Genomic DNA, 14358 nt, shown 5'->3' with positions numbered 1-14358 from the left:
ACGACCAAAAGTATGGGCGGCCAAGTTAACAATTTATTAACATTAGCCTATACGGTATAGCGAAATTGTTACCAGTGAGCAGGAATGGCTAAATGGCTGCATGGCTAAACGACTGGTCGTTCACACGTTAGAACGACCAGTCGTTTAGCCATGCAGCCATTTGACCATTTGCCAAGCTATTTCGCCCGGATGGCAATAACCGGGTCCATCATGGAGGCAACCACCGCCGGCACGATGCCGGAGATGACGCCGATGAGCACCGACAGGCCCAGGCCCAGCGCCACACGGTTCATGGTCATGAATACCTTAAAGGAATCCTGCGGCACCAGGGTCACGAGCCACACCAGAAACAGCCCGGCCGCGCCACCGATGAGGCAGAGAAACACGGCTTCGAAGAGAAATTGCGCTAGGATAAAGAAGTTCTTGGCCCCGAGCGACTTCTGAATCCCGATCAGATTGGTGCGCTCCTTCACCGACACGAACATGATGTTGGCAATGCCGAAGCCGCCCACCAGCGTGGCCAGCCCGCCGATGAAGGCGCCCGCCACCCCAATCACGCCGAAGAGCTTGGTGATGGCGTCGGCCAGCATTTCGGGCCGGTTCAGGGCGAAGTTATCTTCCTCCCGGGGCTTCAGGCCGCGCACGTTGCGCATGGCGCCCTGCACCTCGGCTTCCAGGTTCAGCAGCCCCGGGTCGTCGTCGACGCCCTTGATGCCGATGGTACCCTGCGCGCCGCCCATGCCGCCGGTACTCAGCGCGAAGATTTTGGTGAAAGCCCCGAGCGGCACGAGGCAGTTGGTGTCGTTGCTGGGCGTGTCGAGCAGCTTTTTGCCTTCCTTTTCCATTACGCCCACGATGACGAACTTCTGGCCCTGGGTCCGGAATTCGCGGCCCACGGCCGAGCCGTTGGGGTACAGATTGTGCGCGATGTCGTAGCCCACCACGGCCACGTTGCGCGAGGCATCCATCTCCTGGGGAGTGAAGTAGCGCCCCTCCTGCACCGGCACCTCCGACACGATGCGGTAATCGTAGGTAACACCCTGCAGGGCAATGTCCTCCACGCTGTTGGAGCCGGCCTTGAGCGTATTGCCGCCGCGGGCGGCGAACAGGGCCACGCCGCGGTTGTTTCCGGGGGTCAGGAAGCGCTGCAGCTCGCGAAATTCGCGCACTGAAGGGCTGGGCCGGTTGAAATACTTCCACCACGGGTATTCGCCGCCGAAGGCCCACGGCCACTTCTGCACGTAAATGACCTTGTCGCCGACGAAGTTCATGCTCTGGCGGATGCTGGCCTCGAGCGAATCGACCACCGTGAACACGGCGATAATGGCGAAAATACCCACCGTAACGCCTAGCAGCGAGAGGATGGTGCGCAACAGGTCGGCACGCAGGGCCTGCCAGGCAAAGCGGAAACTTTCAAACGTCAGGCGAAGGGTTTTCATAGCGGGCAAGGCGTATAGCCGGAAATCAACAGCAAGTAAGCAGGTTATCGGCAAACCGGGAACGGCCGGGCCACCCCGCGCCGGGCGCAGCCGTATACCGGCCGTTGCGGCCGCGCCGCGCCCGGATATCCTAGTTTTTGATTAAAACATAACAATATATCCGGCTGGGTTGCCTACTTTTGCAACTCGAAAATTTTGCGTATTCTCCCCGCACTCTTGCCTGTACCCAACGTCGGCCATGAAGCTCTCCGAGTTTAAGTTTGAACTGCCCGATAACCTGGTCGCGCAACACCCCGCCAAGCAACGCGACGAGTCGCGCCTGATGGTGTTGCACCGCGACAGTGGCCGCATCGAGCACCGCACCTTCAAAGATATCATCGAATACTTCGACGACGGCGACGTTTTCGTGGTAAATGACACGAAGGTATTCCCCGCCCGCCTCTACGGCAACAAAGAAAAAACCGGCGCCAAAATCGAGGTCTTCCTGCTGCGTGAGCTCAACAAGGAGCTGCACCTGTGGGACGTGCTGGTGGACCCGGCCCGCAAAATCCGCGTCGGCAACAAGCTGTACTTCGACGAAGACGGCATCATGGTAGCCGAGGTCATCGACAACACCACCTCGCGCGGCCGCACGATCAAATTCCTGTTCGACGGCCCCGAAGAGGACTTCTACAAAGCCCTGCACGACCTGGGCGAAACGCCCCTGCCCAAGGAGGTCATCCTGCGCGAGCCGGAAGTGGCCGACAAGGAGCGTTACCAGACCATCTACGCCAAGCACACGGGCGCCGTGGCGGCCCCGTCGGCTGGCCTGCACTTCACCCGCGAGGTCATCAAGCGCCTCGAAATCAAAGGCGTGGACATGGTGCCGGTAACCCTGCACGTGGGCCTGGGCACGTTCCGCCCCGTCGATGTGGAGGACCTGACCAAGCACAAGATGGATTCGGAAAACTTCATCGTGCCGGCCGCTTCGGCCACGGTGGTGAACCGGGCCTTGGATGCCAAGAAGCGCGTGTGCGCCGTGGGCACCACCTCCATGCGCGCCATGGAGTCGTCGGTGTCGGCCAACGCCCGCCTGAAGCCCACCGAAGGCTGGACGGACAAGTTCATCTTCCCGCCCTACGAGTTCAAGATTGCCAACGCGCTGCTGACCAACTTCCACATGCCGGAAAGCACGCTGATGATGCTGGCCTCGGCCTTTGCGGGCTACGACCTGCTCTCCGAAGCGTACAAGCTGGCCATCAAGGAGAAGTATAAGTTCTTCAGCTACGGCGACGCCATGCTGATTCTGTAGCATCCGCTTCGAGCTTGCTGCGCGCAGCAGCATCTGCCTGCCTGCTGCTGCGAGGCTGCACCGGCCCGGCTACCTTTGGTGGCCGGGCCGGTGTCGTTTGGGCCCTGGCGGCGCGCCTCTTATTTCGCAAGTCTTATGTCTGATACAAGTCGTTTTGCCATCATCGTGGCCGGGGGTACGGGCACGCGCATGGGCGCCGACCGACCCAAGCAGTTTCTGGAGCTGCGCGGCGAACCGGTGCTGGTGCACACGTTGCGGCGGTTTGCCGACCCGGCCTTGCGCGTGCAACAACTGGTGCTGGTGCTGCCGGCCGACCAGGTAACCGTGTGGCAGCAGCTGCACGCGCAGCACGCCCCCGAGCTGGCGCATGAGGTGGTGACCGGCGGGGCCACGCGCTGGGCCTCCGTGCGGCAGGGCCTGGCCCACCTGCAGGCGCACCGCGCGGGCGTGGTGGCGGTGCACGACGGGGTGCGCCCCCTGACGCCGGCGGCCGTTATCGAAACCACCTACGCCGCGGCGCAGCAGCACGGCGCCGCCGTGGCTGCGGTAGCGCCCAAGGATTCGGTGCGGGGCCTATCGGCCACCGGCTCCTACGCCTTGGACCGCGCCCGCCTGCGCCTGGTGCAAACGCCGCAGTGCTTCGAGCTGAACCTGTTGCGCCGCGCCTACCAGCTGCCCGAGCTGTCGACGTTTACCGATGACGCGAGCGTGGTGGAAGACCTGCACCCAATCCAGCTGGTGGCCGGCGACTACCGCAACCTGAAAATTACCACGCCGGAAGACCTGTTGCTGGCCGAGGCCCTGCTGGGCCAGGAATGAGTGAATAGGCCTATGTTTGCGCGGGCCGGCGGCAACGCCGGCCGGTTCTTATTGGCGCTTTTCTTGGCCGCCTAGCGGCTGGGCAGCGTCCGTCACCCATTTGCTCATTCCCCGACAATGCCCGACTACACTTGCCTGCTCTACGAGGTGCGCCCCGACGGCGTGGCCACCATCACGCTGAACCGCCCCGACGTCTTCAACGCCTTCAACGACGCGCAGAGCTACGAACTGCAGGACGCGCTTAAGCAGGTAGCCCGCGATGCGCAGGTACGCGCGGTGGTCCTTACCGGGGCCGGGCGGGCGTTCTGCTCGGGGCAGGACCTGAAGGCCTCGCAGCAGGTAGCGGCCGAGGGCGGCCAACGCTCGTTTTACGACTCGCTGCACAAGCGCTACAACCCCATCATCCGGGCCATGCGCGCCCTACCTAAGCCCATCATCTGCCGCCTCAACGGGGTAGCGGCCGGCGCCGGCTGTTCCCTGGCCCTGGCCTGCGACGCCATCGTGGCTTCCACGGATGCTTCGCTGATTGAGGTGTTCATCAACATAGGGCTGGTGCCCGATTCCGGCTCCTCGTATTTTCTGCCGCGCCTGGTGGGCAGCCTCAAGGCTTTTGAGTTGTGCGCGCTGGGCTCGAAGGTGCCGGCCGACGAAGCGCTGCGCTTGGGGCTGGTCAACCAGGTGGTGGCCCCCGAGCAGCTCGACGAGGCCGCCTACGCGCTGGCCGCCCGCTATGCTTCGGCGCCGACCAAGGCCATCGGGCTCATCAAACAGATGCTCAATAAATCCGGGGCCGCTACGCTTGATGAGATGCTCGATTACGAAGCCTATTGCCAGCAGATTGCCGGCGAAAGCGACGATTACAAGGAAGGCGTGCAGGCGTTCAGCGAAAAGCGTAAACCCAGCTTCCAGGGGAAGTAACCCTTCAGGCCCGTAACGCCGCACGGCCCGCTTCCTGCGCAGGAGGCGGGCCGTGCGGCGTTACGGGCCGCCTCGGTATCCGCCCCGGGATAGTAATTGACGCCGCAGGGGTGGCGGAACGCGGCAGCAATGGCGGGGCCCTGCGCGCCGCTCCCGGCCTCATGCCTCTTCGACACTACAAAAAAGGCGAGTTGAAGAGTATACTGGGCTGTCGAGCTTAGGCCAATTCTATCAAAACTCAAAAAACTCCTTGCTCATGCGTAGCCCTGACCGAAGGTTTTGCGTAATCCCCTGCACACCCGGCGGGCTACCCGTCGGGTGTTTGTTCCGACACCCATCTACCTCATCTGCTCCGCTATGGACACCCAGATCCAAAAACAACTGGAAGACATTCTCCCGGAAGACATTGCCCGCACTTTTGAAAGTGCTTACCACGTGATTCAGGGCAACAACGACCACATGGAAGACCTGCTGCGCCACGGCGGAGCTCTGCTGCGCAAGGCCAGCCAGCGCCTCAAGCCCACGCAACTGGTCATCGGCATTGCCGTGCTGGCCGTCGGTGCCGTTATCGTACTCAGCAAGTATTCCGACCAAATCCAGGACGCTATTGAGGACATGACCGACGGCGACGACTCGAAGCCCGGTGCCGGGCAAGGTCAGGGCAACGCCAATGCCGGCGGGGCCAAGCCCAACGGCGACCAGCCCAAATAACCACACCATTACGGTTTAGCACAACGCAGCCCGCTTCAACACTAGAAAGCGGGCTGCGTTGTGCTAAACCGGTTGTATCAACACTGCGGAATACATATATTGTAAATATTTACATAATTTATTGTATATATTTTACACATTGATTTACTTCAGAACCGTTTCGTTTCCACCACTTAACCTCTTGCGTTATGCGTAAGCAGCTTTACTATGCCCTGGCCACACTCGTATTGGGCACGGCCGCCACACCCGAAACCAGCCACGCCGAAGCTCTATTCCCGGTTTCGGCTCCCGCCGCTGCTCCAGCTACGCTGGACGCCGCCGATGCGGTAGGCTCAAGTACCTTGAACAAGCGCAAGAAACGGAAGAAGCGTCGCGCCACCCGGCGCCGACGCCACCGTTGAGCCCGCATGATCGGGATGGTTACCAAGTCAGCGGCCACGCCAAAAACACCGCCCACCCCCCTAAATTGGCCTGTTTCAAACAAACTTGCTCTGGCTCCGCCAACGGCTTCACATCATCATGTGAGGCCGTTTTTTTGTGGGGAAGGCCAGATCAGGCGTAGAATTGCATCGTCAAACGATTCTAGGATTTCTCCACTTCTCCGCTCTCCACCACTATGAAAACGCTTTGCTTCTCCCTCCTGCTCGCCGTGCTGGCTTCCGCTCCGTTTGAAGGCGCTTACGCCGGCGGGCCCGCGGCCGCTGAGGCCAGCACGACCACGCTGACCACGGCCGAAAACGATGCTTTCGGCGGCGGATACAAATTCAAGCGCAAAAAGCGCAAGAAGAACCGCGGTGGCATGCGGCGCAAGCGCGGCGGGCTGTTTGGCAGCCGCCGCTAACCGCCGGACACTCACGCCGCGGCGGGCTCCAGCACCGAAGGATCGTTGTGAGCCGGCGAGTTGACCAAGGTGGTCACGGCGTACTCCTTCAGCAGGCCGTCGGGCAGTGGGCGCAGCAGCGCCTGCCGCTCGGCGGCCGCGGTGTCTTCGGCCAGCCAGGCCTGCTCGGCGGCCCGATCGGGCAGAATGACGGGCATGCGGTTGTGCAGGCGGGCCATCAGCTCGTTCGGCTCGGTGGTGATGATGGTGTAGGTGGGAATCACTTCGCCCGTGGTGCGGTCGGCCCATTCGTCCCAGAGGCCGGCGAAGGCGAAGGGAGCCTCGTCGTGGCGCAGGATGCGGTGCGGAATCTTACCGCGCGCGGTTTGCTGCCACTCGTAGAAGCTGTCGGCCAGCACCAGGCAGCGGCGGCGCTGCAGCAGCAGCCGGAAGGAGGGCTTTTCCGCCAGCGTTTCGGCGCGGGCATTGATGGGCTTCGGGGCCTGCTGCAAGTCTTTCACCCAGGCCGGAATCAGCCCCCACTGCACCCGCTGGATTTCGTGGGGCGCGAGGTTGGTGATGATGGGCATGCGCTGCGACGGCGCCACGTTGTAGCTCGTCGGGGCCGGCTCCGTGAAGGTGGCATCGAAACGCTGCTCGATGCCGGGCCCCGGGGTGATGAAGGTGTAACGGCCGCACATAAGTCCGAAGAAAAGTGAGGGAATGGGTGGTTTACGGCTTCTGGCCCGAATAGGCCGGTATGATAACAACGCCGCGGGCAAAATCAGTCGGCCCCGGGCTAGTCTTTCTCGGTTGCTTGCGAATCGGGGTACACGGGCGGTTCGGTCGCGTCCTCGTGCCGGTGGGGGCTGTTGGGCGCCGCCTCGCAGCCAGCCAGAATGGCGCAGGTAAGCGGCTGACCGTGGTAGAAGCGTCGGAAGAGGGTAGTAGCCAGCCAGGCGCCGGCCAGCGGGGCCGTCAGGTATATCCAGTAGCCGTGCAGTTGGCCGGCGGCCACGGCCGACGCCAGGGAGCGGGCCGGGTTCAGGCTCATGCCGGAGTAGGGCGTCTCGAAGATGATGTAGGCCGCAATGAGCACACCCGTTACCCAGCCCGTCCAGCGCTTCAGGCTAGCCGAGTGCAGCATCAGCAGCGTAGTACCCATCAGCACGAAGACGATGCCGAACTCCGCTAGCCAGGCCAGCCACCAGCCGTGGGGGCCGGGCGGGGGCAGCGTCAGCACGTAGTTGACGGCCGGGTGCGGGTACCAGGGCCGCAGCAGCACGTGCTTCATCAGCTGGGCGGCCGCCAGGGCCCCGATGAGCTGAAACGCCAGGTACCAGAGGGCATCGGCGCGGCGCAGCTTGCCCAGCTGCCAGAAGGCGGCCGTGACGGCGGGGTTGATGTGGGCGCCGGAGCGCTGCCCCCAGGGGCTGTAAATGATGACGACAATGACCAGCCCCATCAGCCCGCCCATGATGGCGCGGCGCCCCAATTCCTGGTGGGCCAGCATCTGCCGCACGGGCGAGGCGGGGTGCTCCAGCAACACGGTGAAGATGCTGGCGCAGCTTACGAAAAACGCCAGACCAGCGGCCTCGGCCACGTAATGCGGCCAATGACGCCGCCACGCGCCGGCTAACGACGAAACCAGGGACATAGACAAAGCAAAGGCGGCAGCCCGTACAACGCAGGGCTAGGTACGGAGGTTGGCGGCGGCCGGCAGCTCGCCCAGAAACTGCCGCAGCGCCGCGGCCACTTCGCCGGGCGCTTCCAGGGGCAGCAGGTGTCCGGCGCCTTCGATGAGGTGCAAGGTGGTGGAACCGGGCAGGCAGGGCAGCAGCTCGCGCTGGTGCACCTGGGGCGGCAGCACGGCATCGGCGGTGCCGGCCACCAGAAACACGGGCACCCGCACCCGCGGCAGCAGCGCGCAGATGTCTTCGCGGCTGCCTTGCAGCAACCACGCGTCCCAGGCGGCTTTGGAGGTCCGCAGGTTATCGGCCACCACCTGCTGGCGCACCGCGTCGGGCAGGGCGCGGGCGGTGATGCGCTCGAAGGTGTCGGCGGCGGCGCGCGGGTCGCCGTAGTGGCGCAGGCTGGCCCGACGCTCCTCCTCGCGCATGGGCTCGGGGGTGGGCGGCGAAGGCGTGAGCAGGGCTACGCCGCGCAGGCCCGCGGGCTGGCGCGCGGCCACGGCCAGGGCAATTTTGCCGCCCATGCTGTGGCCGACGAGCACGTACGCGGTCAGGGCGTGGTGCTCGACGAAGGACTGCACCTCGTCGGCGTAGGCGGCCACGCTCAGGCCGTGGCCGGGCGGCGGGGCGTCGCCGAAACCGCCCAGGTCGGGCGTCAGGCAGGTGTAGCCGCTGCCGAGGGCTTCGACGACGGCGTGCCACTCGCGGCCGGAGCCGGCCCAGTAATGCAGGAAGACGAGCGTAGGAACTGCGGCGGCGGTCATGGCGGTGGGGTAACGGATGCGTTTCTGCTTACGCGAAGCACGGCCGCGGGTAACGCGGTACCCACGGTCAGGGTGAAAAGGCCCCGGCGCCAACGCGGGATTTGATACCTTGACCCGCAGCCGTTTCACCTTTGCCTGCCGCTCACCATGCCCACCTCCCACACCCTGGCCGACCTTGCCTGGCCCGAACTACCGGCCGATTCCTGGACCGACACGCGCCAGACCCTGCACATGTGGACGCAGGTGGTGGGCAAAACGCGGCTGGCGCTGTGCCCCATGCTCAACCACTGGTGGCAGGTGCCGCTGTACGTGACGCCCCGCGGCCTGTCGACGGGCAGCATGCCCTACGCGGCAGGCTCCTGCGAAGTGGTGTTCGACTTTCACCAGCACGAGTTGCAGCTCTACACCAGCGACGGGCAGGTGCGCCGTCTGGCCCTGGCTCCGCGCTCCGTGGCCGACTTTTACCAGGAGTACCGCGCGCTGCTCCGTGCGGCGGGCATTGCCGCGGCTATCTGGCCGGTGCCGGTGGAAGTGGAGGACGCCACGCCTTTTGCGCAGGATGAGCACCACCGCAGCTACGACGCGGAAGCCGCGCAGCGCTTCTGGCGCATCCTGTTGCTGGCCGACCAAGCGCTGGGCGCGTTTCGCAGCCACTTTACGGGCAAGGTCAGCCCGGTACATTTCTTCTGGGGCTCCTTCGATCTGGCCGTGACGCGCTTCTCGGGCCGCCCGGCGCCACCGCACCCCGGCGGCGTGCCCAACTTGGCCGACTGGGTGACGCGCGAGGCCTACTCGGCAGAAGTGAGCAGCGCGGGCTGGTGGCCGGGCGGCAACGGCCAGGAAGCGGCGTTCTACAGCTACGCCTACCCCACCCCGCCCGGCTTTGCCGAGGCCGCCGTGCGCCCGGCCGGCGCGGGCTTCAGCCCGCAGCTCGGCGAGTTTCTGCTACCCTACGACACGGTGCGCACCGCTGCCGACCCGCACGCGCTGCTGCGCGACTTTCTGCAGAGCACTTACGAAGCCGCAGCCAACCTGGGGCACTGGAACCGCCGGGCGCTGGAGCGTCACTGAGCCTCCACGGGCGGTGCACGTTTACTTCCAGCGGATCTTCTGGCCGGCGCCGCGGGCGTGCAGCCGCGCGGGCGTACCCCGCAGGATGATGTCGCGCAGGGTGGTGAGCAGCGGCCGGCGCACGAAGCTGTGGTGCACCACCAGGCTTACCTCCCGCACCGGCTCGGGCGCGGCGAAGCGCTTGATCATGGGGTTGTGGCCCACCCCGTCGAGCACCGACAGCTCCGGCACCAGGGTGTAGCCCCGGTTCTGCCGCACCAGCTGTTTCAGGGTTTCGATGGAGCCGCTTTCGTAGGTAAACGGGCGCTGCTGCGCGGCCGCGGCCGGCGTGCAGATGTTCAGGACCTGATGCCGAAAGCAATGGCCCTGCTGCAGCAGCCACATCTCGTGGGCCTCCAGGTCCTCGGGCCGAACGACCGTTTGCGGAAACAGCGGGTGGGTTTCGGCTACGTAAGCCAGGAACGGTTCCTCTAGCAGCGGCACTTCCTGCAGGGCCCGGTCTTCCAGCGGGGTCACCAGCAGGCCCACGTCGAGCTGGTTGGCTTTCAGGCGCTGCACGATGTGCTCGGTTTGCAGCTCTTCCACCCGCACGCGTAGCTGCGGGTGGCGCTCCACCAACTCCAGCAGAAACAACGGCACCAGGTAGGGTGCCAGCGTGGGAATGATACCCAGGCGCAGCTCGCCCACCAGTTCGCCTTTCTCCAGTTGCACCGCTTCGCGCAGCTGCTGCACGGAGCGCAACACTTCGCGGGCTTGCTGTACCACCTTCGCCCCCACGGCCGTGGGCTCAATGCCGCCTTTGGTGCGGTGGAACAGCAGTACGCCCAGCTCGTCTTCGAGCTTTTGCACCTGCATGCTGAGCGTGGGCTGGGAGACGAAGCACTTTTCGGCCGCCAGCACAAACTGCCGGTGCGTGGCGAGGGAAACCAGGTATTCGAGCTGCTGAAGGGTCATGGTGGTGCGCGGCTGAATGGAACTACTCGGGCTAAAGCAAATCAGTCCATGTATTATCGAAAACTATACTCATATCAAAAGTATTGATTTTTCTTATAAATAGTAGGCCCGCAACTTTGCAGCACCTCAACAAACCAACCGCTGCCAACGATGTCTGAACAACAGAAGCCGAAGCGCCTCACCACGGCTGCCGGCCGCCCCATCTGGGACAACCAAAATTCGCAAACGGCCGGCCCGCGCGGCCCTGTGCTGCTGCAGGACTACCTGCTGCACGAGAAGCTGGCCCATTTCAACCGCGAGCGGATTCCGGAGCGCGTAGTACACGCCAAAGGCTCGGGCGCCTACGGCACGTTCACCGTGACCAACGACCTGACGCAGTTTACCCGCGCCAAGCTGTTCGCGGAAGTGGGCAAGCAGACGCGCGTATTTCTGCGTTTCAGCACCGTGGGCGGCGAAAAAGGTTCGGCCGATACCGAGCGCGACCCGCGCGGCTTCGCGGTGAAGTTCTATACCGAAGACGGTAACTGGGACCTGGTGGGCAACAACACGCCGGTGTTCTTCGTGAAGGATCCGGTGAAGTTCCCCGACTTCATCCACACCCAGAAGCGCGACCCGCAAACCAACTGCAAGTCGGCTACGGCCATGTGGGACTTCTGGTCGCTGAACCCGGAATCGTTGCACCAGGTGCTCATTCTGATGTCGGACCGCGGCACGCCCTACGGCTACCGCCACATGCACGGCTTCGGTTCGCACACGTTTTCGTTTATCAACGCGCAGAACGAGCGGTGCTACGTCAAATTCCACTTTATCACGGAGCAGGGCATCAAGAACTTTTCGGCTGAGGAAGCCACTGAAATGAAGGGCTTGGACCCGGACTTTGCCCAGCGCGACCTGTTCGAAGCCATTGAGCGCGGCGACTTCCCGCGCTGGACGCTGAAGGTGCAGATCATGCCTCAGGCCGATGCCGCGGCGTACCGCCTGAACCCCTTCGACCTGACGAAGGTGTGGCCCCACGCCGACTACCCCCTGCACGAGCTAGGCGTGCTGGAGCTGAACGAAAACCCCGTGAACTACCACGCCCACGTAGAGCAGGCTGCTTTTGCCCCGGCCCACGTGGTCGACGGTATCGGCTACTCGCCCGATAAGATGCTGCAGGGCCGACTGCTGGGCTACCCCGACGCGCAGCGCTACCGCCTGGGCACCAACTACGAGCACCTGCCCGTCAACCGCTGCCCCTTCGGCTTCTCCAACTACCAGCGCGACGGGCAGATGGCCCTGGGCGACAACGGCGGCGCCGGCCCCAACTACTTCCCCAACTCCTTCGACGGCCCCGCGGAGGACCCGAGCGTGGGCGAGCCGGCCGAGGAGCTGCACGGCCTCGCCGACCGCTACGACCGCAACGCCCACGGCGAAAACGACCATTACTCGCAGCCCGGCGCGCTATTTCGCCTGATGACGCCCGAGGCGCAGCGCAACACCATCACGAACATCGTGGGCGCGATGAGCGGCGTGGGTGGCCCCAAGCGCGAAGAGATTCTGCAGCGCCAGCTCTGCCACTGGTTCCGCGCCGACATCGGCCTGGGCATGGCCATTGCGCAGGGCCTGGGCTTGAACATCACCATGCCGACGCACCAAGCTCCGGCCGAGGCGACGGTATAGCCTGGAGGACTTCAGTCCTTGATTGCCCAGCCCCGAAAAAGCCGGGCCTCAGTGGGGCCCGGCTTTTTTGGTCTTTGCTGACTATCCAATGCCAGGTGCGTTTGGGCAATCAGTAGCTGCCGTGGTGCGGTAAACTACCGGCCTTGGTGATGGAAACGAAAAAGCCCGGCTTCTGCGCAGAAGCCGGGCTTTTCAGAGTGGCTGACCGCAGTGTTGCGGCCCGCGGGAATTATTCTACTACTACCTGCTTGGTGGCCACCTGACCGCCGGCTTGTACACGCAGGGTGTAGAGGCCTTTGGCGAGGCTGCTTACGTCCACCTTGGCTTGGGTGCCAGCGGCGAGCAGCTGTACGGTGCGGGTGTGCACCTGCTGGCCGAGGGTGTTCAGCAGGGTGATCTGCGCCGTGCGCTGGTCAGCAATGGCCGGCAGGCTCACGGTGAAGTCGCCCGATACGGCCGGGTTCGGGAATACGGCCAGCTGGCCGGCACCGAGTTCCTGGCGCGAAGCGGTAACGGTACCCAGGCCCAGCTCCACAGCGATGCGCGTGCGCAGCGTGGTGGTGTTGACCAGGGTCCAGGCACCCGTAGCGGAGGTCTGGAAGTAGAAGGTGTTGGCGCGCAGCGGGTCTTCCGACTGGTAGGCCAGGGCAACACCGCCGCTCACCTCACGGAATACCACGAAAAAGTCACCAGCCGGCACTGCAACGTTCGGCACCGAGATATTAGCCGTGACGGGAGTCGCAGCTACGGTCGGACGCGTCAATACGGGAGAAGAGTAGAGCACCGTACCCGTCGGGGTGCTGCTGGCACCAGCCGCCGTTACCAGATCCACTCGGTAGGTGGGGGCAGCGCCCGTGGGGGCGCCGGTGAAGGTCGGCTTGATGCTGTTAACCACCGTGGGGGTAATGGCATTGAAGCGAACGGCCAACGAACCGCCGGCAGTCGTGCTGCTCACGCTGATGCTGCCCGCGAAAGGCTGGCCGGCCTCGATGTACGACAGACGGTCGGTCGACACGTTCTGGGCGAAGGTTTTGCTGTTGTTGGTCGCCACGTCGTCAGCCGGCACGGTCACCGTCAGCGTGTTGGCGCCCGAGGTCGTCAGCGGGTAAGCGGCAAACGACACCGTAGTGGAAGCACCCGAAGCCAGCGAAGCCACCGTCTGCACGTTGGTGAACGTGTTCACGCCGGCTACCGTCAGGGTTACCGGAATGTTGGTCTTCGTGGTAGCGCTGTTGTTGGTTACCGTGGCAGTAACTACGTGTGCGGGGTAGTACGTGGAGGAAATCTGACCCAGCGAGTAAATGCCGGCTACGGCAATGTCGTTGGCGGGCAATACGGCAGGTACGAAACGGAACGTGCGGCCGGCATCGGCCGGCGAGGCGCGGCGGTAGTTGAAGGCCGAAGCACCGTATTCACCGGTGATAAACACGGCCGTCGACCAAGCAGCGGCCGAAGAGGTCTTGTTCACCAATACGGTCTGGCCGGCGCTGGCGCCCGAGCCTTTGATGCCTACGGTGGCGAAGCGCAGCCCGTCGGCACCGGTTACGCCCGGCGTGGTGGGGCCGTACACGAACTCGATGTTGTTGCTGGTTTCATACAGCTTCACCTGGAAGCTGAAGCTGTCGTACTGAGCAGCAGCACCGGTGGCACCGATACCAGCCTTGTCGCGCACGTTTTTCCACTGAATCGTGCACACCCGGTTTGGAGCCGCGCCGGTGGTGGCAACCCGGTACTCAGCGCCGCCTGCCGCCGTTCCCGATTCCAAGTCAAAGTTGAACGGGGCCAGCAGGTTCACGTTGGCCGTGCTGGTGCTGCTGGTCGGGTCGATACCGGGGGCCTGGTTGGCTTCGAAGTTAGCAAACAGGTTGGCCACCGATGGAGCAGCCGTGCCCAGGCGCATGATGCCGTTCGTGTTGAGCACGAAATCGGTAAACGTAGCGCCGTTGTAGCTGAAAGAGAAACCGATGGGTTGCGCCGTGGAGTTCGCGTCGTCGGTGTTGGCCGTGGTGATAACCGTGCCCGCCGTACCCAGATCGGCGTAAGCGGTAGTGGTATTGACGGCACCCGCTACCTGGTAGTTCAGGCCCTGGGCTTGCGCCTGGTGCACGGGCAGCCAGCCCAGTGCCGCCAGCGGCAGCAGGCTACCAGCACGCAGCAAACGTTTGTGTAGTGATGTTGTCATGCAATCAAAAAAGAAAAAGGTGAGTGAAAAAGGCGTAGA

14 protein-coding genes are annotated in these 14358 nt (G+C 63.9%); 8 read left to right on the top strand and 6 right to left on the bottom strand.

Translation table 11 applies throughout. The features are described 5' to 3' along the window. Positions 1-176: 176 nt before the first annotated feature. Positions 177-1439, bottom strand: coding sequence for an ABC transporter permease (locus ACYVKQ_RS16685; RefSeq protein WP_460676486.1), 1263 nt, complete (start codon positions 1437-1439; stop codon positions 177-179). A gap of 238 nt (positions 1440-1677) precedes the next feature. Between ACYVKQ_RS16685 and queA the strand changes: the two genes are divergently transcribed. The 6 genes from queA to ACYVKQ_RS16655 all read left to right on the top strand — a co-directional run bounded on the left by queA (position 1678) and on the right by ACYVKQ_RS16655 (position 6019). Next, positions 1678-2730, top strand: coding sequence for a tRNA preQ1(34) S-adenosylmethionine ribosyltransferase-isomerase QueA (gene queA / locus ACYVKQ_RS16680; protein WP_460676485.1), 1053 nt, complete (start codon positions 1678-1680; stop codon positions 2728-2730). A 135-nt stretch (positions 2731-2865) separates the two neighbouring features. Next, a complete protein-coding gene (locus ACYVKQ_RS16675; RefSeq protein ID WP_460676484.1) occupies positions 2866-3549 on the top strand; it encodes a 2-C-methyl-D-erythritol 4-phosphate cytidylyltransferase in 684 nt (227 codons plus the stop codon). Positions 3550-3666: 117 nt separating this feature from the next. Then, the gene (locus tag ACYVKQ_RS16670; RefSeq protein WP_460676483.1) at positions 3667-4467 is read left to right on the top strand and encodes an enoyl-CoA hydratase-related protein; all 801 of its coding nucleotides are present in this window, start codon (positions 3667-3669) and stop codon (positions 4465-4467) included. A gap of 357 nt (positions 4468-4824) precedes the next feature. Further along, positions 4825-5178: a hypothetical protein gene (locus ACYVKQ_RS16665; protein ID WP_460676482.1), complete on the top strand. Its 354-nt coding sequence runs from the start codon at positions 4825-4827 to the stop codon at positions 5176-5178. Positions 5179-5366: 188 nt separating this feature from the next. After that, positions 5367-5579, top strand: coding sequence for a hypothetical protein (locus ACYVKQ_RS16660; RefSeq protein WP_460676481.1), 213 nt, complete (start codon positions 5367-5369; stop codon positions 5577-5579). A gap of 215 nt (positions 5580-5794) precedes the next feature. Beyond that, the gene (locus tag ACYVKQ_RS16655) at positions 5795-6019 is read left to right on the top strand and encodes a hypothetical protein (protein WP_460676480.1); all 225 of its coding nucleotides are present in this window, start codon (positions 5795-5797) and stop codon (positions 6017-6019) included. 11 nt (positions 6020-6030) lie between these two features. Here the strand turns inward: ACYVKQ_RS16655 and ACYVKQ_RS16650 are convergent, their stop codons facing one another. The 3 genes from ACYVKQ_RS16650 to ACYVKQ_RS16640 all read right to left on the bottom strand — a co-directional run bounded on the left by ACYVKQ_RS16650 (position 6031) and on the right by ACYVKQ_RS16640 (position 8453). After that, entirely contained in the window at positions 6031-6699 is a 669-nt protein-coding gene (locus ACYVKQ_RS16650) for an SOS response-associated peptidase (protein WP_460676479.1), read from the bottom strand. Between the two features lie 98 nt (positions 6700-6797). After that, positions 6798-7655, bottom strand: a complete 858-nt coding sequence (locus ACYVKQ_RS16645; protein WP_460676478.1) for an MIP/aquaporin family protein — start codon at positions 7653-7655, stop codon at positions 6798-6800. Positions 7656-7691: 36 nt separating this feature from the next. Continuing rightward, complete coding sequence (locus ACYVKQ_RS16640; RefSeq protein ID WP_460676477.1) at positions 7692-8453, bottom strand: alpha/beta fold hydrolase; 762 nt, start codon at positions 8451-8453, stop codon at positions 7692-7694. Positions 8454-8600: 147 nt separating this feature from the next. Between ACYVKQ_RS16640 and ACYVKQ_RS16635 the strand changes: the two genes are divergently transcribed. Next, the gene (locus tag ACYVKQ_RS16635) at positions 8601-9524 is read left to right on the top strand and encodes a DUF5996 family protein (RefSeq protein ID WP_460676476.1); all 924 of its coding nucleotides are present in this window, start codon (positions 8601-8603) and stop codon (positions 9522-9524) included. A 21-nt stretch (positions 9525-9545) separates the two neighbouring features. On the opposite strand, the gene ACYVKQ_RS16630 is transcribed toward ACYVKQ_RS16635, so the two are convergent. Beyond that, entirely contained in the window at positions 9546-10478 is a 933-nt protein-coding gene (locus ACYVKQ_RS16630; protein WP_460676475.1) for a LysR substrate-binding domain-containing protein, read from the bottom strand. Positions 10479-10628: 150 nt separating this feature from the next. On the opposite strand from ACYVKQ_RS16630, the gene ACYVKQ_RS16625 reads away from it, so the two are divergent. Then, positions 10629-12137, top strand: a complete 1509-nt coding sequence (locus ACYVKQ_RS16625) for a catalase (protein ID WP_460676474.1) — start codon at positions 10629-10631, stop codon at positions 12135-12137. Between the two features lie 229 nt (positions 12138-12366). On the opposite strand, the gene ACYVKQ_RS16620 is transcribed toward ACYVKQ_RS16625, so the two are convergent. After that, a complete protein-coding gene (locus ACYVKQ_RS16620) occupies positions 12367-14319 on the bottom strand; it encodes a T9SS type A sorting domain-containing protein (protein WP_460676473.1) in 1953 nt (650 codons plus the stop codon). Positions 14320-14358: the final 39 nt, after the last annotated feature.

It is taken from the genome of Hymenobacter coalescens, assembly GCF_054783195.1.
This window is presented reverse-complemented; position numbering and strand designations above follow the sequence as displayed.